The organism is Pantoea allii, from assembly GCF_046529425.1.
GTDB classification, from domain to species: Bacteria; Pseudomonadota; Gammaproteobacteria; order Enterobacterales; family Enterobacteriaceae; genus Pantoea; species Pantoea allii.
On the sequence record NZ_CP125958.1, the window covers coordinates 4,268,070 to 4,288,317 of the forward strand.

Consider the following 20,248-nt stretch of genomic DNA (forward strand, 5'->3'; position numbering starts at 1 on the left):
ATGGCGGTTCGTCCATAAATCGCGGTGTTATCGACTAATTATCCTTCAATTTGATGACGATAAGGCAGCGCAGTCATGGCCCCTTTCGCCGTGGTCGCCAGCGCGCCGCACTGCTGGGCGCTGCTGAGCCGTGCCGCCAGCTCAGCTTCATTGGCCGGCATCCCTTTTTCCGCCAGGCCCCACAGCAGCCCGGCGACAAACGCATCCCCTGCGCCGGTGGTATCTACGCTGACTACAGGCAGCGTGGGATAGTGATAATGCTGCCCTTGATGCCAGACTTTTACCCCGGCTTTGCCCTGGGTAACCATCAGTAGCGGAATCGCAAAGCGTTCAGCCAGCGCCTGCATACTGTCATCGCCTGGCGCATCCTGGGTCAGAAACACCAGCTCTTCCTCAGACAGCTTGACCACATCAGCCAGCTGCAACGCCCGGTTCACACAGTCCCGTAACTGGACGTCGTCACGCCACAGATCGTGACGAATATTGGGATCAAAGCTGACAAAACCGCCGGCATCACTTATCTGCTGCATGGCAGAAAAAGTGGTGGAACGCGAGGGTTCCGCCGCCAGGGCAATCGAGCAGCAGTGAAGCCATTCACCCGGCTGAAAGGTGGGGAGATCGCCGTCTTCCAGAAACAGATCTGCGCTGGGCCGTACCATAAAGGTAAAAGTCCGCTCACCTTCATGATCCAGCGCCACCACCACCGTTGAGGTACGCTGGGCGCTGTCGAGCGTCATATAGCGGGTATCAACCTGCTCAGTCGCCAGCGTATGTTGCATAAAGTGACCAAAAGGATCGTCCCCGACCCGGCCAATAAAGCCGCTGCTGCCCTGCAAACGGGCAATCCCGACCGCCACATTCGCCGGCGCCCCACCGGCACACTGTATTAAATGCCCCGGCCCGTCCGGAAGCAGATCCACCACGGCGTCACCCAGACACCAGACTCGCGCTGACATATTATTCTCCCTACTCAGATGCAGCTAAAAGTTTACTAAACCGTTTTAGCATAGCAACGCTCGGGCGTAATGAATGTGATTTGCGCCAGGAAAATGCACGCCAAAACGCGGTAAAGCTGTCTGTAGCACGGTAGTAAAGCGATACAAAGTCACCGCCATCAGGGTTAAACCGGCGCGCTGGCAACTGCTACACTCGTGAAAACTCCAAACACAAAAAAGGCGAACCTCATCATGTCTGAACAACACTATCAGCCCGCTAAAGTCTGGAAGTGGGACCCGGAAGCGAAAGGTAATGGTGCCAGCACAAACCGTCCTACCGCGGGCCCTACCCATGAAAAAGCCCTGCCAGTGGGTAAGCATCCGTTGCAGCTCTACTCTCTTGGCACGCCTAACGGCCAGAAAGTGACGATTCTGCTGGAAGAGTTGCTGGCGCTGAACGTGAACGATGCAGAGTACGATGCCTGGTTAATCAATATTGGTGAAGGTGACCAGTTCACCAGCGGTTTTGTTGAGATCAACCCCAACTCCAAAATCCCGGCACTGTGCGATCATTCCGCTACCCCGCCCATTCGCGTATTTGAATCCGGCAACATCCTGCTCTATCTGGCGGAAAAATATGGTTATTTCCTGCCGCGAGATCCGGCTCAACGTACCGAAACGCTGAACTGGCTGTTCTGGCTGCAAGGCTCTGCCCCTTACCTTGGCGGCGGCTTTGGCCACTTCTATCACTACGCACCGGAAAAGATTGAATACGCGATCAACCGCTTCTCGCTGGAAGCGAAGCGTCAGTTTGACGTGCTGGATCGTCAGCTCGCTGACAACCGTTATCTGGCAGGTGATGATTACACTATCGCGGATATCGCGACCTGGCCGTGGTACGGCAGCATGGTGCTCTACAACCAGTACAATGCGGCAGAGTTCCTTGACCTGCAGTCCTACAAAAATGTGGTGCGCTGGGCCAAAGAGATCGCCCAGCGTCCGGCCGTTGTACGCGGCCGCAAAGTAAACCGTGTGATGGGCGAGCCAGCCGATCAGCTGCGCGAGCGTCATGACGCATCGGACTTTGATACACAAACCCAAGATAAAAAAGCCTGAGGAGAAACACGTTGAGCGCTTACGTTGTATTTATTCGTGACAATACCCTGAATCAGGATGAAATGGCCATCTACGCTGAGAAAGCGGGTAAGGCCCATGGCAACCATCCCATCAAGCCTTTAGCCTTTTATGGCGAGCTGGAAACCCTGGAAGGGCCTGAAGCGGAAGGTATGGTGATTATTGAATTCCCAAGCACCGACGCCGCCCACGCCTGGTATGACAGTCCAGAATATCAGGAGGCGAAACAGCACCGCCTGAAAGGCGCTAATTACCGTGTTCTGCTGGTGAAAGGCGTCGAATAACCGTTTGCCCTGAAAACAGCCGTCGTCCAGCAGGCCAGCCCGTGAAGCTGGCTGGCCTGCTGATTTACGGCGGCTTAATACGACGTCAGTGACGCGCCCGCGCCACTCTGCGCGGCAATGGCCGGGTTTGCACCTGTGCCCTCAGCCGCGCGCCCCCACGACCGCGTTTCTGCCTGCCCCGCTTAACTAAAACGGAACAGTGAGATAGCCTGCTGTAATGCGCTGGCCTGCTGACGCTGTTGCTGTGCCACCTGAAGCGTTTCCGTCACGTGTTTAACGTTGTGATGTACGCTGTCGTCAATGCTGTTAATGCTGTGCTGAATCTGTTCGATACTCTGATTCTGCTGCACGCTCATCTCCGACAGCTCGTTCACAAGCCGGGAAAGGCTGTCGATACTGACGAGAATGGCCTGCATGGTCTGGGCGGCCTGATCAACCTGTACGGTGCCCTGCTCGGCACTGGAACTGGACATATCCATGAGCTGGCGAATATCACGGGCGGCATTTTCACACCGTTGCGCCAGGGTGCGTACTTCGTTGGCGACCACGGCAAAGCCACGGCCTTCCTGCCCGGCGCGGGCGGCTTCCACCGAGGCATTCAGGGACAGGATATTGGTCTGGAACGCGATGCCGTCGATCAGCTCAAGGATGGTTTTGACCCGCCCCGACTCCACGTTAATTTGCGCCATGGAGGCCATTGCCTGCTGAATATTGTGTTGTCCCTGGCGGGTAACCTGACAGGTTTCACGGGCCAGGTCGCAGGCCGTTTGCGCTTTATCCCGCGTATGACTGGCGGCGACGCTGATTTGCGACATTGCCGCAGTGGCAACGCCCAGCGCCTGCGCCTGCTCGTCGGTGCGCTGCGACAGGGCGGCGTTGCGCGACAGCATGCTGTCGGATTCCTGCAGCAGTGCGGAGACGCCGTGGCTGACCTGATTTAGCGTACCGCGCATGGTGCCCAGCGTCTGGCTGAAGGTTTTGGCGAACGGCGTTTGACTCTGTTGCGTATCCGCCGACAGCGTCAGGCAACCCGGTTCACGGTTGATCCAGGCGGCCAGTTGGGCGACCTCGCTCGCCGAACGCATGTCTGCCGCCATCTGACGCGCAATCACCACCAGCATCGCGGTTTGTACCACCACGAACAACCCGTGAAATAACACCATATTCAGGCCGGGATGATGAAAGACCACGATGCCAAATAGATCGTTTTCCTGCAGATAGTTGAACAGCAGATGATGCACTGCACCTGTCGCGGCGGCCATCAGTAGCGGTCTGCTGTCGCGATAAACCAGCAGCACTGACAACAAGACAAACACCGAGAAGTGAAATTCAGTTTCCCCCTGGCCCAGCTGAATCAGTAAGCCCGCGAAACCGATGAGCGTGAAGGCCAGCCATAATCGTGAAAACAGCGTGCCATTTGCCAGCCATCCCACCAGCGTGGCGACCAGGGCCAGGCCAGCCCCCACGATGACCGCCAGCAGAGTTGCCTGATAAAGGCTGCCCACAATGACTGAAATCACCAACAATATCCAACACAGCACCACCATCAGCCGATCGGCCTGCTGTGCAATACGCTGGAGCGAAACGCCCTCCCCCGCGCGTGATCGGTTTTTATCCATGCTACGCTTCCACCAGAGGTTAAACCGCGCCTCCGGACGGAAACGCGGGCAATTATGATCGGCGCAACGGGCGCAGACACCTCAGATTGCTATCGACAAAGCGTCAAAATACTTTACTAATGATGATGCTTTACGTGGAGGATTTGTGCGAACCATCACAGGTTGGTTGATGCGGTATCAAGCTGCAGGTTTTCCTGCAGAAAGGTGACAAACGCCATCATGCGGGCCGGTTGCTGACGCTGCGCCTGCCAGACCGCATAAATATCGCCGTCCGGCGAGCGCCATTCCGGCAGCACGTGCAGTAACGCCCCTGCGCCGATGCTGTGTTTCGCATCCCACCACGAGCGCAGCAAAATGCCATGGCCATCCAGCGCCATGCGCATCGCCACTTCGCCATCGTTCGTCACCAGGTTTCCGCGCACTTTCTGGCTCAGGCTCTCTGCATTGCTGACAAAGCGCCACAGGGCGAAGTCGCTGTCATGCTGTCTCAGCAAAATGCAGTTATGCTGCGCCAGCGCCCGGATGCTGTCCGGCAGCCCGTGTTTTGCTGCGTAAGCTGGCGAGCAGCAAAGTACACGTGGGTTCTGCACCAGCTTGCGCGCGACCAGCCGCGAATCCGGCGGTTCGCCGACGCGAATATCGATATCCACATGGGCATCAAGAAAATTCAGCGGCTGACTGCTCAGCTGCAGGGAAAGCGCCAGATGAGGATGCAGGGCAGCAAAGGCAGAAACGCAGGGCGCGATATGACGGCGACCAAAGCCGAAAGAGGCATTGATATTCAGCGTGCCGCGTAGCTGGGCCGTTTCACCACTGACCGCGTCTTCCAGCGCCACCAGTTGCTCCAGCAGCGGACGGGCGCCTTCCAGGTAACGGCGGCCTTCCGGCGTCAGTTCCAGCTTGCGCGTGGTGCGGCGCAGCAACTGGACACCGAGCCGCTGTTCCAGCAGGCTCAGGCGTTTGCTGACGGCCGCCAGAGAAAGCCCCAGCTCCCGCGCCGCCGCCGTTAAACTGTCCAAAGATGCCACGCGCAGAAAAAACGCTAAATCGTCGCTTGAGGTTCGTGATTCTCTACTTTGATTTAACATGGGATTAACTTTCAGGCCAATTGTTTACCTCAGGTGGAGAGTTATACTGCGCTAACGCCCGGCTATAAATCAAGCTGCATAAAGACAGCATACTGACACCCGGCGGGCCAACCCTACCAACCTTAGAGGTGCCCTGTGACAGAGAAGATCCATCGTATTGCCGTGATCCCCGGTGACGGTATTGGCAAAGAAGTGATGCCAGAAGGCGTGCGCGTGATGAACGCGGCGGCCGAAAAATTCAACATTCCGCTGCGCTGGGAGTGGTTTGATTATGCCAGCGCCGATTACTGGCAGCAGCATGGCAAAATGTTGCCGGATGACTGGTTTGCTGAGCTGAAAACGTTCGATGCGATCTATTTTGGCGCGGTAGGCTGGCCTGATGTGGTGCCGGATCATGTTTCGCTGTGGGGATCGCTATTGCAGTTCCGTCGTGAGTTTGATCAGTACGTTAACCTGCGTCCGGTGCGCCTGATGCCCGGCGTTAAAGCGCCGTTAGCTAACCGTAAACCGGGCGATATCGACTTCTATGTGGTGCGCGAAAACACCGAAGGTGAGTACTCCAGCGTCGGCGGCACCATGTTCCCTGGCACAGAGCGGGAAGTGGTCATTCAGGAAACCGTCATGACCCGCGTGGGCGTCGATCGTATTTTGAAGTTTGCCTTCGAGCTTGCCCAGCGGCGGCCCAAAAAACACCTGACGTCTGCCACCAAGTCGAACGGTATCGCGATTACCATGCCGTACTGGGACAACCGCGTTCAGGCGATGGGTGAGCATTATCCCGACATCCGGGTCGATAAGTATCATATTGATATTCTTACCGCCAATTTTGTCCTGCATCCCGACTGGTTTGATGTGGTGGTCGCCAGCAATTTGTTCGGCGATATCCTGTCGGATTTAGGCCCGGCCTGTACCGGCACCATCGGCATCGCCCCTTCCGCCAATATCAATCCGGAAGGCAAATTCCCCAGCCTGTTTGAACCCGTACACGGCTCCGCGCCCGATATCGCCGGTAAAAATATCGCCAACCCGATTGGACAGATTTGGTGTGGTGCCATGATGCTGGAGCATCTCGGCTACAAAGAGGCCGGTGATGCTGTGCTGAATGCCATTGAGCGTACCCTGGCCGCCGGTGAGCATTTAACCCGCGACCTCGGTGGCAGCGCCGACACGCAGCAGTTGGGTGCCGCGATCGCGGCTGCGCTGTAACTTATTCTGCCAGCAGCACAACGCTGTCCGGATGCCAGCCTGACGGCAGCGGCTCAGGCCGCTGAATCGTCAGGTTGTTCAGTTGCAGGTTCTCTACGCCTCGTGCAAACAGTCCCGGCAGGCCGCCGGGATAGCGCTCAACACCGTAAGCGTCGCCGGTGGTTTTATCCAGCCGGTAAGCGTTATCCAGCCCCATCCCCGTCGGGGAATCCGGGTTACAGGGCGGACGCACATCGTACTGTCCCTGCACGCCCTGCGCGACACCCTGTCGCAGCTGTAAATGGTTGATAGTGATATCCCGTATCCAGCCGGGCTGCGCCGCATGCAGGTTGATCGCCCCCTCTGCCACACCGCTGAGATGAGTAAACTGGACCTGTTCAACGATCCCCGGCGGCACCAGCGGATCACGGGTGCGCACCGAGATAAACAGCGGATCGGCTTTGCCCCAGTGGCAGGCGGCAACATGGTGACAGTTAAACGTGATAGCGCTGAACAGCACGCGCCGAATCGCCCCACCATCGCGTGACACAATGCCGATACCGCGGTTGGAATCAAACAGGGTACAGCCTGAAACGGTGATGTCTTCAATATCGTCCCAGGTTTCCGTACCAATCTTAAAGGCACAACTGTCGCTGCGTAGCAGACAGTTGCTGACCGCTATCCGTCGGGCCGGTCGGCGCAGGCCTGCAGGCTTAAAGGTGGTTTTGATGCAAATCGCGTCATCGGCGGCACTGAAGTAGCTGTTGCTGATAAAAACCGCCTCGCAGCTGTCGATATCCAGTGCGTCGGTGTTGGGCAGCGTCATGGCGTTATCGATGGTCAAATGGTCAATGTGCACATGGCGGCAACTGACAAGATGCACCGTCCACATCGGCGCATGGATAACGCTGATGTCCTTCAGCGTAACCTGCTCGCAATCTTCAAACACAATCATGCGCGGCCTGTCGGGTTTTGGCACCCGGTAGCCCTGTTCGTCAGGGTCCACCGCAAACCACGCTTCGGCGTCCCCTTCAATACGGCCTTTACCACTCACCGTCAGGTTACGCTGCCCCAGGGCATACAGCAGGACATTGTGGGATTTCTCTGCACAGCTGAGCGTTTTGCACTGTTGATAGTCAGCCAGATGACGGCTGGCAATCAGGACCGCACCGGCTTCAAGGTGCAGGTCGAAATCAGAAGGAAGGTGCAGACTGCCGCTGCGATAACGGCCAGGCGGCAGCGTAAGTCGCCCACCGCCAGCCGCAGCAATCTGATCAATCGCCCGTTGCAGAACACGCGTATCCGGGGTTTCACCGTCCGCTACGGGGTGAAAGTCGGCAAGGGAAAGATGCATCATCCAGCCTTAGTTAAAGAGGAATTACCGGGTGGGTTTACTTCACCGCACCTTCCGTTACGCCACTGATAAACTTACGCTGGAAAAACAGGAAGACCACGATAAGCGGCATAATGACGATCATCGCGCCTGCCATCAGTACCGGTATATCAATGGTGTTTTTGTTCTGAAAAAACATCATGCCAATGGGCAGGGTTCTCAGCTCATCTTTGTTAACCAGAATCAGCGGAATCAGGAATTCGTTCCACGTCCAGATAAACAGCAGCAGCGCCAGCGTCGAGATCGTAGGCCAAATCGCCGGGACTAAAATACCCCAGAGGATTTTGACACGCGGCGCGCCATCCATCACCGCGGCTTCCACCAGCTCTTTGGGGACCTGCTGAAAAGCGCTGGCAATCATCAACGTGGTAAACGGCAGCGACAGTGCGATTTGCGGCAGAATCAGGGCCAGATAGGTATTGGTCAGCCCCATCCAGTGCAGTTCATGATAGAGCGGAATAATAAAGGCTTCACTCGGCAGCACCATGCCCAGCGCCAGCATACCCGCCACCACTTTTTTGCCGGGAATCTTCAGTAGGGCAAAGCCAAATCCGGCCAGAATACCCAGCAAAATACTGCACAGCACCACCGGGAACACCACCAGCACCGAGTTCATGAAGTAAACGTTAAAGTGCCCCTGCTGCCAGGCGGTGATGTAGTTTTTCACATTCAGTGAGGCGGGCAAATGAAAGACGCCCTGAAACAGCTCCATCTGGGTTTTAAACGAGGTCATAAACGCCATCAAAAACGGCATGATGGTCATCAGCGCCACTATCCAGAGCAGCGCACGGGAAAGGATCGGGGTGCTTTTCATCAGTAACGTTCCTTCAATGCCAGGTGAATCAGGTAGTTAATCCCTAACACAATCACCATACTGAACACGGCAACCGATGAGGCATAGCCGAAGTAGTGCAGATCAAAACCCTGCTTGTACATAAAGATGTTGGTCACCATGGTGGATGTGCCGGGCCCGCCCTGCGTCATGACATACACCAGATCGAAGGCCTTCAGACTGGCGATCACCGTCAGCAACAGCGCGATGCGCAACTCAGGACGCAGCCCCGGCAGCGTAATGCGCATAAACTTCTGACGACGCGAGGAACCATCCAGATCGGCCGCTTCAAGCAGGGACGGGTCCATGCGTTGCAGGCCCGCCATAAACAGCACCAGACAGAAACCAAAAAAGTACCAGGTGGCGACCATGCCGACGGCCGGCAGTGCCCAGGTAAAATCACCGAGCCAGGACATCGCCAGCTGCGGCAATCCAACGGCACGCAGGAACTGATCGATGGGGCCAAAGGCCGGGTTATACAGCCAGCGCCAGACCACGCCCAGAACCGCCATCGGCATGATATAGGGCAGGAAGAACAGGATGCGCAGTACGCTGCGTTCGGTATTGTTACGCGTGTCATACAGAAAGCTGCACAGCAGCAGCCCCACGCTGATGGGCAGCAGCGTATAAAACAGCATCAGGATGGCGTTATTACCAAGGGCAATCCAGAAGACCGGATCGCTGAACATGCGCAGGTAGTTACTGACGCCCGCGAAAACCGGCAGGGAGGTTCCATCCCACTCGGTAAAGCTGATCCCCAGTGAAGCCAGCAGCGGCAACAGCAGAAACAGCCCATAAACCAGCACTGCGGGAAGAAGATAGAGAAAATTACGCCAACTGCTTTGATTCAACATAACCGTACTCGTCGTAGTGAGATCGACATTCAGGCCCGGCAGGTTCGCTGCCGGGCGACCGGCTTAGTGTTTCAGGGTTTTCATATAACGCTGGTAGTTGTTATCGAAGTTAATAACCATCTGCTCTGCCGTCTGTCGGCCCGCCAGTAACAGCTGAACGTTTTGATTCAGTTCGGCGTTCATGGTCGGGGTTGCCCAGTCGACGTAGTGGCCCAGGCCATCATAGGCATTGAGCGCCAGCCACACTTGCCAGGCTTCGCCCAACAGTGGGTTATCCGCCGGAATTTTTGCGTTTTTATTGGTGCTGGCTGGCAGGAAACCGACGTTCAGCCACCGGTTTGCCATGCTGTCTGACACCATATAGTTGATAAATTTGGCGGCGGCATCCTGCTGCGCTTTGCTTTTCGCCATGCTGGTCATCGAGAAGGCCAAATCGGTACCGCCGACCATTAACGGCTGTTTAACGCCGTCACCGGCTGGCATCGCGGCAAAATGGATATCTTTGTTGTCTTTAAACTGACCCAGATACCAGGTTCCACTGACCAGGAACGCAGACTGGCCGTTCTGGAACAGCGTCGCGGCATCATCATGGCCAATGCCCTGATAGCCCGGGAACAGATAACCTTTGTCAGCCCAGCTTTTCATCATCGTGGCGGCTTTCGTCAGTTTTTCATCTTTGAAAGTGCCGCCTACGTCGTAAATCAAATCATCCAGTTTTTTGCGGTCACTGCTTTCAATTTGTGCTTCCCACAGTGTACTGAGCAGCTGCTGTCCCATATTGCCGTCTAACAAACCCAGCATCATCGGCGCAGTGCCTTGCTGTTTGAGTTTTGCCATCGCGGCGTCCAGTTCGCTCAGGGTTTTCGGTACTGCAATACCGGCTTTATCCAGCAGCGCCTTGTTGTAGTACAGGCCGACCATCTCACCAAGACTGGCCACACCGTACAGCTTGCCACTACCAAACTGGCCACTGTCAGACCAGCGGTTGCGTTTGAGAATCGAGTCCGGGAATTTTTGGGTCCAGCCATATTCGGCTGCATAGCTGTCCAGCGGCAACAGCAGTTTGTCTTTGACCAGCGAACCCATATCGCCGCCGCCCTGATTCACCTGGGCAATCTGCGGACCTTCACCGGCGGTCAGGGCCAGCTTCAACGGAATGCGCGTGTCTTCAAAGGAGTGCACGGACCGGTTGATGACGATGCCGGGGTTTTGCTGGGAAAAGGCTTTAATGCCTTCGTCAACGGCCGCCGTTTGCTGAGGATAACTGTAGATATCCCACTCATTCAGAGTGACGGTGCTGTCGGCATGAGCAACGCTGCCCATCAGCAAGCCCGCCGCCAACAGGCTACGAACCGAGGTGCGAAAACGGAACGAACGAACTGAGGAATCAGACATCATGCTCACTTTCTCCAATACAGGATGGACATCCTTTCTTCACAGGGTCTGCAATCCTGCAGACTGTAGCCGCATAAATCACCTTCTCACTCATAGTTACTTTAATAAAAAAATAAAGTCAAACATCCCACGGAGTGAATTACCAGGTTGTGAGCCTGCGCAAAAAAACACAATGGAAGGCCTGCAGTCAGCATAAGCACGGGCTAATCAAGGCGGATTTAGCGCATTATCCGTGCCCGCTCACCTCCAGACAGCAGGATAAACCACGCCTAAAGTGGCGTAATAACTTGCTGATAAAAAATATGAAAATCCTATGACGCTCACATTTTTAACTTTTTATTTACCCTGCCAATTCCTGACAGGCAGGCTACTGCCCGCCACAGAAGCCCACAGAGACTGGTCTGGTCAGCCATTAATACCAACGCCGATGCCGGTTTGGGATAACAGGGTAATTATTCCATCTTGAAAACTAAGTCAGCTTTCATTACCGTGAGGTTGTTCAACTACTGACCTGTGAGAGATGACGATGGCGAATCAAGGTGTCATTCGTCCGGCCACCGAGTCGGACTATCCAGCGCTTTACCGCATCTGTCTGGAAACCGCCAATGCCGGTAAGGATGCCCGTAACCACTATTCCGATCCCGAGTATCCCGGGCAGCGTTTTGCGGTGCCCTATGCCCGTTTTGCGCCGGATTTTGCTTTTGTGCTGGAGGTAGAGGGTGAGGTGATGGGCTATGTCGTCGCCGCGCCAGATACCCGCGCCTTTGAAGCGCAGCTTGAGCACCACTGGTGGCCTCAGCTTCAGGATAAATACCGCGATCGCACAGCCAGCGCCCCTTATGACAGCAAAATTCTCGACAGCATTCGTCAACCCGATCGTGCCGATGCGCAGTTAGTGGCGCAGTGGCCCGCCCATTTGCATATCAATCTGCTGCCGCCGGTACAACAGGGCGGCTGGGGCCGCAAGATGATCGCGCATGAACTGGCTGCGCTGCGGCAAGCCGGCGTAAAAGGCGTCCATCTTGGCGTCAGCCTGCAAAATGAACAGGTTTGCGCTTTTTATCAACGCATGGGATTCAGCCACATCCTGCGCAGCAACGCCATTTATATGGGCCAGTTACTTTGAGTGAGGGAGTTTATGACCAGCCTGCGCTTGCAGAATGTTAAGAAGTCCTATGACCATATCGATGTGATTCACGGCGTCGATCTGACGATAAACAGCGGCGAATTTGTGGTGTTCGTGGGGCCATCCGGCTGCGGTAAATCGACCCTGCTGCGGATGATCGCCGGGCTGGAAGAAATCACTGACGGAAAATTGTTGATAGAAGACAAAGACATGACCCAGCAGCCCGCGACCGAACGCGGCATCGCCATGGTCTTTCAGTCTTATGCGCTTTATCCCAATATGACGGTGCGTGGCAATCTGGCTTACCCGCTTGAAGTCATGAAAAAGTCTAAAGCAGAGATTGCTCAGGCCATCGAACACACCGCGGCGCGGTTACATCTGACCGAACTGTTGGATCGCCTGCCGCGTGCGCTTTCCGGTGGTCAACGCCAGCGCGTGGCGATTGGTCGGGCCATTATCCGCCATCCGCGCATCTTTCTGTTTGATGAGCCGCTCTCCAACCTGGATGCCGAGCTTCGTCTGCAAATGCGCATCGAGATTGCCCGCCTGCACGCCTCGCTGGGCAACACCATGATTTATGTTACCCATGACCAGTCAGAGGCGATGACGCTTGCCGATCGGATCGTGGTCCTGCGTAAAGGGCGAATCGAACAGGTTGGCGCGCCGTTAGACCTCTACAGCGATCCTGACAACCTGTTTGTGGCCGGTTTTATTGGCTCGCCGAAGATGAATTTCCTCCATGCCGAGGTCACCGCCACCGGTCAGGGAGAAGTCCAGCTACGTGTGCCGGACCTGAAGATGTCGCAACTGGTGCTGAAGATTGCTGCGCCCTGCCGTGAAGGCCAGCGCGTAACCCTGGGCATTCGCCCGGAGCACATGCAGCCTGCCGCTAATACGCCGCCAGCGCTGCAGTTTAGCGGCACGCTGTCCTTTGCCGAAATGCTGGGGCATACCAATTATCTTTATCTGGATGTGGGCATTGAGCAGATGTTGGTTGTCGAGGCGCGCGAGGCACAACGGCGGGATTTAGGCGTGGAGGTCAGGCTGGGACTGTCGGCAGACCACTGCCTGCTGTTTGATGAGCAGGGACAGCGTCTGCGTTAAACCGGATGGCGCTTCGGCGCCTTCAGGTCACGGGTTCTTCGTCTGCCTGAGCCGCCAGCAGATCGAGCAGCATATTGACGGCAAAGCCTGCCGCACCCAGCGCCCACATACGGTTTGATTCCGTCAGAAACTGTAGCGGTGTCATATGGGGAGTGAGCTTCAGGCGGTAAGCCTGAAAACTCTGGGTGATGTGGTCCAGCAGAATACGCGAAGCCATATGCGGCTCCATCGCCAGATACACCACATCGGGATCGTACGCCACCGACAGGTTGGCCAGCGAAATACCCAGTTCACGTCCGGCCTCCTCCAGGGCGGTCAGCACCTCGGCTGTTGGCCGCTGATCCAGCGCCCGCAAGGTTAACGGGCCGTCCGCGTCATCCTGGGAGACACGCTGCAAGATAGCCTGGGACGATGCCACATCTTCAAGCAGCCGCAGCGACCCATCACCGACCAGACCGTTACCGATCTCACCGGCTTTGCCGTGCCGCCCGCGATAGAGCCGACGGTTAAGAATAATGCCTGCGCCGATGCCTTTACCGTAGGTGGCGATGACCGCCGACTGTGCGTTGCCCAACTGGCCAAACACCAGCGTCGCCATCGCCATGGCGTTGGCATCATTTTCGATAAACACCGGCAGGGAAAAGCGCGTTTCCAGCATCTGCGCGATAGGGACATTCTCCCAGTCCAGCACCTTGGAACGAATACAGTAGCCGTTTTCGGCATCGACTAAACCGGATAAGGCCAGGCCGATCGCCCCCACATGCTTCTCTTCAACGCCGCGTAAAAATTTGGCCAGCGCATCGCCCAACTGACGTGGCGTGATCGCGCCCGAAGGCATCTGCTGTTCACCCAGCAAATTGCCGCTGAGGTCTGTCATCACAATCAGGTTACGTTCGGCGTTAAGCTGAATACCAATGACGCTGGCGCGGTCAGGATTGAGCCCCAGCAGGGTTTTAGGCCGCCCCATCGACACCCGGCGCAATCCCAGTTCCTGCACGATTCCCTGCGCCAGCAGGCGATTAGTCGCCTGAGAAACGGTCGACATGCTTAGCCCGCTCCGGACCTTCAGGTCGGACTGGCTAACAGGCGCATGTTCCACAATCAGTCTCAGAATGCGCGCGGTGACGTTTGGAGCGATCATAAAGTCCTCAGATTTGACCGTGCCATCATTAATGCCCCGTCCAGGGCATCGTATTGCGCGGCGACCAGCCGGGCATGAATATCCCTTGCCAGCCAGGGCTGAATCGGTGCCGCCAGGCCACCCATGAGGGCCACCCGGCCCTGGCTAATCGCGGAGAGGCGACTCACCATTAAGCCAATATCGTTGGCCGTTTGACGCAGTAAATCAATAGCATGCCGATCGTCCGCCTGCGCGGCGGCAAAAATCTCAGGCACCACGCGCGCCCAGTCGGCAGGCATGGCATCTCGCGTCCACAACAACATGGTTTCCGGGCTATGGTTAAACTGCGCCATCAGGCTATGGGTGAAGTCCGTGCTGTCGATAATCGCTTCATGAGCCAGCAATGCCAGCCGTAGCGCCCGTCGCCCCAGTTCTGCCCCTGAGCCTTGATCGGACAGTGCGAATCCCCAGCCACCCAGCAGCGTGAAGTGCTCGCCGTCCCACGCAGCGCCCTGGCTACCGGTGCCGATAATAAAGACCGCGCCGGGGGCCGCCGCATGCGCACCGGCACAGGCGATCTCGACATCGCTGACCACCTGACATGCCGCGCAGGCGGGCTGCCATTGCGTCAGGCGCGCCTTAACCGAGGCCACATTCGCTCCCGCTAACCCTGCCACCAGCGAGGTCTGCGTCAGCGCCTGTGAAGCCAGCCCCGCCTGAGACAGCACTGCGGCAATGAGCTGTTCAACGCAATTCAGAGCAGCATCAAACTGTGACCAGACGTTGGCGGGGCCGCCAACGGCCTGCGCCAGCACGTTGCCATGACTGTCGGTCAAGCGGGCGCGACACTGCGTGCCGCCGCCATCAATGCCAAGGAGATAGTGTGATTGCACGCGCTTCCTCCCGCCGTAACTCATCTCGATTCTGTAATCTGCGAACGATAGGTGAAAAAAACTTAAATCGCAATAACAAATAAATATAGGGAAAAAACAATAACTATTTATTATTTAAAATCAATGAAATAAACAAAAAGACGTACGCAAATCACACAACCCGTTATTGACATTAGTTTTTCCGTCGTAATAAGTTGGTAGCCAGTCTTTCAATCATTACGTCCCGTCAGCGGCGTACTCACCGTTGTCAGAATTCAGGATCAGGGGTTTACCATGAAAGTAGGCATTATTGGTCTCGGCTTTCGTCTTTCTCACGTTGTTAAAGAGTTTCACAAAGCTGATACCGAATTTTCGCTGGTAGGGTATTACGATCCAGCACCGGCCGGTTTGCCGAATCTGCACAGTTTCGGTATCGATCCCGGCAACGCATTCGATTCCGTTGAGGCGCTGCTGCAACACGGTGGCTTTGATTTGCTGCTGGTTGGCTCGCCTAACTTTATGCATCTTGAGCATGTCACACAGGCGCTGGCAGCAGGCTATACTGTGTTTACTGAAAAGCCTGTCGTGATTAACGAAGAACAAACGATGGCGATGGCAAAACTGGTTCAGCAATATGGTGAAGACCGTATTCTGGTTGGACTGGTGCTGCGTTACTCACCGCTCTATCACGACCTGCTGGCTGCACGTGACGATCGTCGCCTGGGTGAAATCACCTCGATTGAAGCGACAGAACATATCAAGCCTTATCATGGCGCGTTCTTCCAGCGCGACTGGCGCAGACTCGAAAAATATGCCGGTCCTTATATTCTGGAAAAATGCTGTCACGACATCGATCTCTACCAGGGATTAATGCAGGAGCGCCCCGTTCGGGTGGCCAGCTTTGGCGGACGCAAATCCTTTACGCCTCAGCATGCACCGCAAGGGGCAATAACCGAGCAGTCTGAGATTTACCACACTAAGCCCAGCGGCTGGTCGAGTACCGACGCGGTATTTAGCAGCGATGCAGATATTGTCGATTACCAGACCGCCCTGATTGAATATGCCAGTGGCGCAACGCTCTCTTTTCACGCCAACCTTAACGTACCGGACGAATTCCGCCGGTTCTGTGTGATAGGCACTGACGGCATGGCGGAAGGTGATTTTGTACGTAACTATTTTCGCGTGCACAACGCACGCACCGGTGAAAAAGAGGTGGAAACCGCCTACAGCGGCAATGCCTACGACGGCCATTACGGTGCCGATGCCTTGATGGCAGAAGAGATCGTTAAGCACATCAAGCAGGGAACGCCGCTAAAAGTCTCCGTCGTTGACGCACTGGAAGCCGGCCTGACGGCCATTAAGATTGATGAAGCGCGTAAAACCCGCAGCGTCGTTGATCTGACCGAAAGCTGGAAACGTTTTGACGCCAACCTGGGAAAAACGGGAACGCACTAGTTCCCTCCTGATATCTCACTCCCCCGAGACCATCAGGTTATTCATAGCTCGACTGACTGGCACCTTACTTAAACCGGCCTCAGGCCGGTTTTTTTATTCCTTCTTTTTACACCACCTTCCACCTTGATGACCGCCGTTCCCCCTGCATCAGGTGCGCTACACCGGCTTCTTTTCATGATGATGACGGCGTGGGGGCGTATTAAAAAAACCGTCAGCTCTGCTGATAAGTTTACTCAGGATAAGATAAAGCCGTAAACGAAACGGTAAATGAAGCAGAAAAATGGCCGTTTCTGCTGGTCATCTTGTCGCGTTTATTACAGGTTTTTAGCAGAAACATCCTGTGTGATTAATTAACAGTTCCATCGGGTAATCACGTTAGAAAAGACCATTCAACGTTATCATTAGAGTGCATATAAATTTAAATAACGAGTGAGAAAAAAGCGCTGATTAATATATAAAAAACGTGTATTGCCAGGAGAATCGCGTATATTAATCGCCGGACTTTCCTCTGGTTATGCAAAAAATATAAATCACAGCAAACGTTAAATAGTTTCGATGAGATAATGAAAAATAGCTTATATAACCCCTATATTACTGAGCCTATTCACCACGTCACGAGTCAGGTGGCCGGTATTTGCTACCATCTTCCTAATTCTGACTACCCGCAGCCTGCGCAATGGATACTTAACGATGACAACATTATTTCATTACACAACCACCTTGCGACTGAAGCAGCATTAATCATTATTCCCCTTTGGGATTCACAGTTAGAAGAATGGATTTATCACCCCGAGCGTTATTTACATTTGCAGGATGCGCGGGTGCGTATCGGTATTAATTATCGCAACCTGAAGACCCATCAGGAAAAATTACTGGAATTAACTAACGCTTATCGTTTCTGGCTTTTTGATTTTGCACCACCTGGCGCAGACTGTCATTTGGTGGAATCCTTTCCTTTTTCTGCAATTGTCTTAAGTCATACATTCTTTAATGACAACTATCGGAAATTCACCTTTCCTTTTTTTATTGAATCACTACGTGGAAAAGGTGCCAGGATAATCGTGCGGGGATATGAACCGACGTTAACAGCAGAACAACTCGCGGCATTAAACATTTGTGGCTGGCAATTACAACGCGCATCAGGCGATCTCATTCCTTTTACGCTTTAACCTTTCTTATCCCCTGGTACTATTGAATCATATCGGCAAGAACCATTAACTCCGTCTAAAGTGTTGCCTGAGGTCTCTTGTTAAGAGCTTTAAGCCAAAAAAATCAAAACTCATACCAGTTTTGCTATAACATTTAACAGATATGGATCATCAAGCGTCACGGAAGAGCGAAATAAGCATACCTTTCATCTTTTGTACTTTATGACTGATAACAATCTATCTGATTGTTTTCTTGTGTTTTATGGCAACGAAATGAGGTCAACATTATGGGGAAAAACTCCTCATCCTTTAGCGTGGTCCGTTTTTTAACGGTGCTGTTCGCCGTGCTAACGGGTGCGTTCATGTTAATTGGTGGTATCTGGTTAGCCACGATCGGTGGTTCCTGGTACTACATCATTGGCGGTGCAGCCATGCTGCTTACCGCTTTTCTGCTCTGGCGGCGTAACAGTGCTGCCCTGCTGGTGTATGCACTTTTACTGCTGGCAACGCTGGTGTGGAGCGTGTGGGAAGTCGGTACCGATTTCTGGGCGCTGGCACCGCGTACCGATGTCCTGGTGATCTTTGGTGTCTGGTTAGTCTTGCCCTTTGTCTATCGGAGCTTATATAGCCCAGGTAAAGGTGCGTTGGGTGCCATGGGCATCGCCCTGATTGCCAGTGCAGCCGTGCTCACCTATGCCGTCTTTAATGACCCGCAAGTGGTGAATGGTGCAGTGCCTTCGACGGCCGATAATGCCCCTCAGGCCCAGCCGCTGAGCAACATTGCCGATGCTGACTGGCCGGCTTATGCGCGCGATCAGCAAGGTACGCGCTACTCGCCGCTCAAGCAGATCAATCATGACAATGTGAAAGAATTGCAGGTGGCCTGGCAGTTCCAGACCGGCGATCTGAAAAAACCTAGCGATCCGGGTGAAATCACCGATGAAGTGACGCCAATCAAGATTCGCGACACGCTTTATCTTTGCTCACCGCACCAGATTTTGTTCGCGCTGGATGCGGCAACCGGTAAGCAAAAATGGAAGTTTGATCCCGGCCTGAAAACCAATCCTACCTTCCAGCATGTGACCTGTCGTGGTGTGTCCTATCACGAGTTCCCGGCAGCGAAGGATGCGTCCAATACTCAGCCAGCGCTGTGTTCACGTCGCATCTATTTGCCTGTCAATGATGGTCGTCTGTTTGCGCTGGACGCGAACACCGGTGAACGCTGCCCGGCCTTTGGCAATAACGGTGAGCTGGATCTTCAGCATCAGCAGCCGGTCACTACGCCAGGCCAGTATGAGCCAACCTCGCCGCCGGTTATCACCGACACCACCATTGTGATGGCCGGTGCCGTCACCGACAACTACTCGACCCGTGAACCCTCAGGCGCTATCCGTGGCTTTGATGTGAACACCGGTAAGCTGCTGTGGGTGTTCGATCCGGGCGCGAAAGATCCTAATGCGATTCCGGCGGATGAGCATACGTTCACCATGAATTCACCTAACTCATGGGCACCTGCGGTCTACGATCCGAAGCTGGATATTGTTTACCTGCCAATGGGTGTGACTACGCCCGATATCTGGGGCGGCAACCGCACCCCAGAGCAGGAACGTTATGCCAGCAGCGTGCTGGCGCTGAACGCGACCACCGGTAAGCTGGTCTGGTCGTATCAGACCGTCCACCACGACCTGTGGGATATGGATCTGCCCTCGCAGCCGACGCTGGCCGACATTACCGATAAAGACGGTAAAACGGTTCCGGTTATCTATGCTCCCGCCAAAACAGGGAACATTTTTGTTCTGGATCGCCGTACGGGTAAAACCGTGGTGCCCGCCCCGGAAACCCCTGTACCCCAGGGTGCCGCTAAAGGCGACCATGTAGCCGCGACTCAGCCTTACTCTGAACTGACCTTCCGTCCGAAGCAAAACCTGACGGACAAGGACATGTGGGGCGCGACAATGTATGACCAGCTGGTGTGCCGCGTGATCTTTAAGCGTCTGCGCTATGAAGGTCCGTTCACCCCACCGTCTGAACAGGGCACCCTGGTTTTCCCAGGCAACCTGGGCATGTTTGAGTGGGGCGGCATTTCGGTTGATCCACATCGTCAGATTGCGATTGCAAACCCAATGGCGCTGCCGTTCGTGTCGAAGCTGATTCCACGCGGTCCGGGTAATCCAGAAGAGCCACAAGAAGGCGCTTCTGGCGGTTCAGGTACTGAAACCGGTATTCAACCGCAGTACGGCGTGCCCTATGGCGTTGAACTGAATCCGTTCCTGTCACCGTTCGGTCTGCCGTGTAAACAGCCTGCCTGGGGTTATGTTTCGGCGGTTGACCTGAAAACGAACGAAGTGGTCTGGAAGCAACGTATTGGTACCGTTCGTGACAGCTCGCCGCTGCCGCTGCCATTTAAAATGGGCATGCCAATGCTGGGCGGCCCGGTCGCCACGGCGGGTAAAGTGTTCTTTATTGGCGCAACCGCGGATAACTACCTGCGTGCCTACAGCACTGATACCGGTGAGCTTCTGTGGCAGGCGCGCCTGCCAGCCGGTGGTCAGGCAACACCGATGACGTATGAAGTCAACGGCAAGCAATACGTGGTGATTGCTGCCGGTGGTCATGGTTCATTTGGTACCAAGCTGGGCGATTACGTGATTGCCTATGCGCTGCCCGACCAGAAGTAACTAACCCCTGAACAGAGGCGGACTCC

Annotated in this window: 17 protein-coding genes; 8 read left to right on the top strand and 9 right to left on the bottom strand. The window is 55.0% G+C overall.

All coding sequences use genetic code 11. From position 1 onward, the window contains the following. Positions 1-38: 38 nt before the first annotated feature. A complete protein-coding gene (locus QNH99_RS20040) occupies positions 39-956 on the bottom strand; it encodes an aminoimidazole riboside kinase (protein WP_063878051.1) in 918 nt (305 codons plus the stop codon). Between the two features lie 231 nt (positions 957-1,187). Between QNH99_RS20040 and yghU the strand changes: the two genes are divergently transcribed. Beyond that, complete coding sequence (gene yghU / locus QNH99_RS20045) at positions 1,188-2,051, top strand: glutathione-dependent disulfide-bond oxidoreductase (protein WP_063878050.1); 864 nt, start codon at positions 1,188-1,190, stop codon at positions 2,049-2,051. A gap of 11 nt (positions 2,052-2,062) precedes the next feature. Continuing rightward, positions 2,063-2,353, top strand: a complete 291-nt coding sequence (locus QNH99_RS20050) for a DUF1330 domain-containing protein (protein ID WP_109716745.1) — start codon at positions 2,063-2,065, stop codon at positions 2,351-2,353. Positions 2,354-2,535: 182 nt separating this feature from the next. On the opposite strand, the gene QNH99_RS20055 is transcribed toward QNH99_RS20050, so the two are convergent. After that, on the bottom strand, positions 2,536-3,972 hold the full coding sequence (locus QNH99_RS20055) for a methyl-accepting chemotaxis protein (RefSeq protein WP_145394226.1): 1,437 nt from the start codon (positions 3,970-3,972) through the stop codon (positions 2,536-2,538). 155 nt (positions 3,973-4,127) lie between these two features. Then, on the bottom strand, positions 4,128-5,060 hold the full coding sequence (locus tag QNH99_RS20060; protein ID WP_109716747.1) for a LysR family transcriptional regulator: 933 nt from the start codon (positions 5,058-5,060) through the stop codon (positions 4,128-4,130). A gap of 135 nt (positions 5,061-5,195) precedes the next feature. On the opposite strand from QNH99_RS20060, the gene QNH99_RS20065 reads away from it, so the two are divergent. Continuing rightward, positions 5,196-6,266, top strand: a complete 1,071-nt coding sequence (locus QNH99_RS20065; RefSeq protein WP_063878046.1) for a tartrate dehydrogenase — start codon at positions 5,196-5,198, stop codon at positions 6,264-6,266. Position 6,267: 1 nt separating this feature from the next. On the opposite strand, the gene QNH99_RS20070 is transcribed toward QNH99_RS20065, so the two are convergent. The 4 genes from QNH99_RS20070 to QNH99_RS20085 all read right to left on the bottom strand — a co-directional run bounded on the left by QNH99_RS20070 (position 6,268) and on the right by QNH99_RS20085 (position 10,719). Continuing rightward, positions 6,268-7,599 carry a glycoside hydrolase family 28 protein gene (locus QNH99_RS20070; RefSeq protein WP_410517693.1) on the bottom strand — a complete coding sequence of 444 codons (1,332 nt, stop codon included), beginning with the start codon at positions 7,597-7,599 and terminating at the stop codon, positions 6,268-6,270. 37 nt (positions 7,600-7,636) lie between these two features. Next, positions 7,637-8,452, bottom strand: coding sequence for a carbohydrate ABC transporter permease (locus tag QNH99_RS20075; RefSeq protein WP_410517119.1), 816 nt, complete (start codon positions 8,450-8,452; stop codon positions 7,637-7,639). Then, positions 8,452-9,324, bottom strand: coding sequence for a carbohydrate ABC transporter permease (locus QNH99_RS20080; RefSeq protein ID WP_109716749.1), 873 nt, complete (start codon positions 9,322-9,324; stop codon positions 8,452-8,454). Before QNH99_RS20080 ends, QNH99_RS20075 begins: the two co-directional genes overlap by 1 nt. Positions 9,325-9,387: 63 nt before the next feature. Further along, complete coding sequence (locus QNH99_RS20085; protein ID WP_096011534.1) at positions 9,388-10,719, bottom strand: extracellular solute-binding protein; 1,332 nt, start codon at positions 10,717-10,719, stop codon at positions 9,388-9,390. 526 nt (positions 10,720-11,245) lie between these two features. On the opposite strand from QNH99_RS20085, the gene QNH99_RS20090 reads away from it, so the two are divergent. Continuing rightward, entirely contained in the window at positions 11,246-11,845 is a 600-nt protein-coding gene (locus tag QNH99_RS20090; RefSeq protein WP_096011405.1) for a GNAT family N-acetyltransferase, read from the top strand. Between the two features lie 12 nt (positions 11,846-11,857). Further along, positions 11,858-12,949 carry an ABC transporter ATP-binding protein gene (locus QNH99_RS20095; protein WP_172897552.1) on the top strand — a complete coding sequence of 364 codons (1,092 nt, stop codon included), beginning with the start codon at positions 11,858-11,860 and terminating at the stop codon, positions 12,947-12,949. Between the two features lie 22 nt (positions 12,950-12,971). Here the strand turns inward: QNH99_RS20095 and QNH99_RS20100 are convergent, their stop codons facing one another. Together QNH99_RS20100 and QNH99_RS20105 are read right to left on the bottom strand one after the other, a co-directional pair. Continuing rightward, positions 12,972-14,090, bottom strand: coding sequence for an ROK family transcriptional regulator (locus QNH99_RS20100; protein WP_096011404.1), 1,119 nt, complete (start codon positions 14,088-14,090; stop codon positions 12,972-12,974). Beyond that, positions 14,087-14,962, bottom strand: coding sequence for a BadF/BadG/BcrA/BcrD ATPase family protein (locus QNH99_RS20105; RefSeq protein ID WP_063878039.1), 876 nt, complete (start codon positions 14,960-14,962; stop codon positions 14,087-14,089). The genes QNH99_RS20100 and QNH99_RS20105 overlap by 4 nt, the downstream gene beginning before the upstream one ends. A 273-nt stretch (positions 14,963-15,235) precedes the next feature. Between QNH99_RS20105 and QNH99_RS20110 the strand changes: the two genes are divergently transcribed. The 3 genes from QNH99_RS20110 to QNH99_RS20120 all read left to right on the top strand — a co-directional run bounded on the left by QNH99_RS20110 (position 15,236) and on the right by QNH99_RS20120 (position 20,222). After that, positions 15,236-16,396: a Gfo/Idh/MocA family protein gene (locus QNH99_RS20110; protein WP_063878038.1), complete on the top strand. Its 1,161-nt coding sequence runs from the start codon at positions 15,236-15,238 to the stop codon at positions 16,394-16,396. A gap of 563 nt (positions 16,397-16,959) precedes the next feature. Beyond that, positions 16,960-17,565 carry a hypothetical protein gene (locus tag QNH99_RS20115; RefSeq protein ID WP_145394223.1) on the top strand — a complete coding sequence of 202 codons (606 nt, stop codon included), beginning with the start codon at positions 16,960-16,962 and terminating at the stop codon, positions 17,563-17,565. 266 nt (positions 17,566-17,831) lie between these two features. Then, complete coding sequence (locus QNH99_RS20120) at positions 17,832-20,222, top strand: glucose/quinate/shikimate family membrane-bound PQQ-dependent dehydrogenase (protein ID WP_410517120.1); 2,391 nt, start codon at positions 17,832-17,834, stop codon at positions 20,220-20,222. The last annotated feature ends 26 nt before the right edge of the window (positions 20,223-20,248 follow it).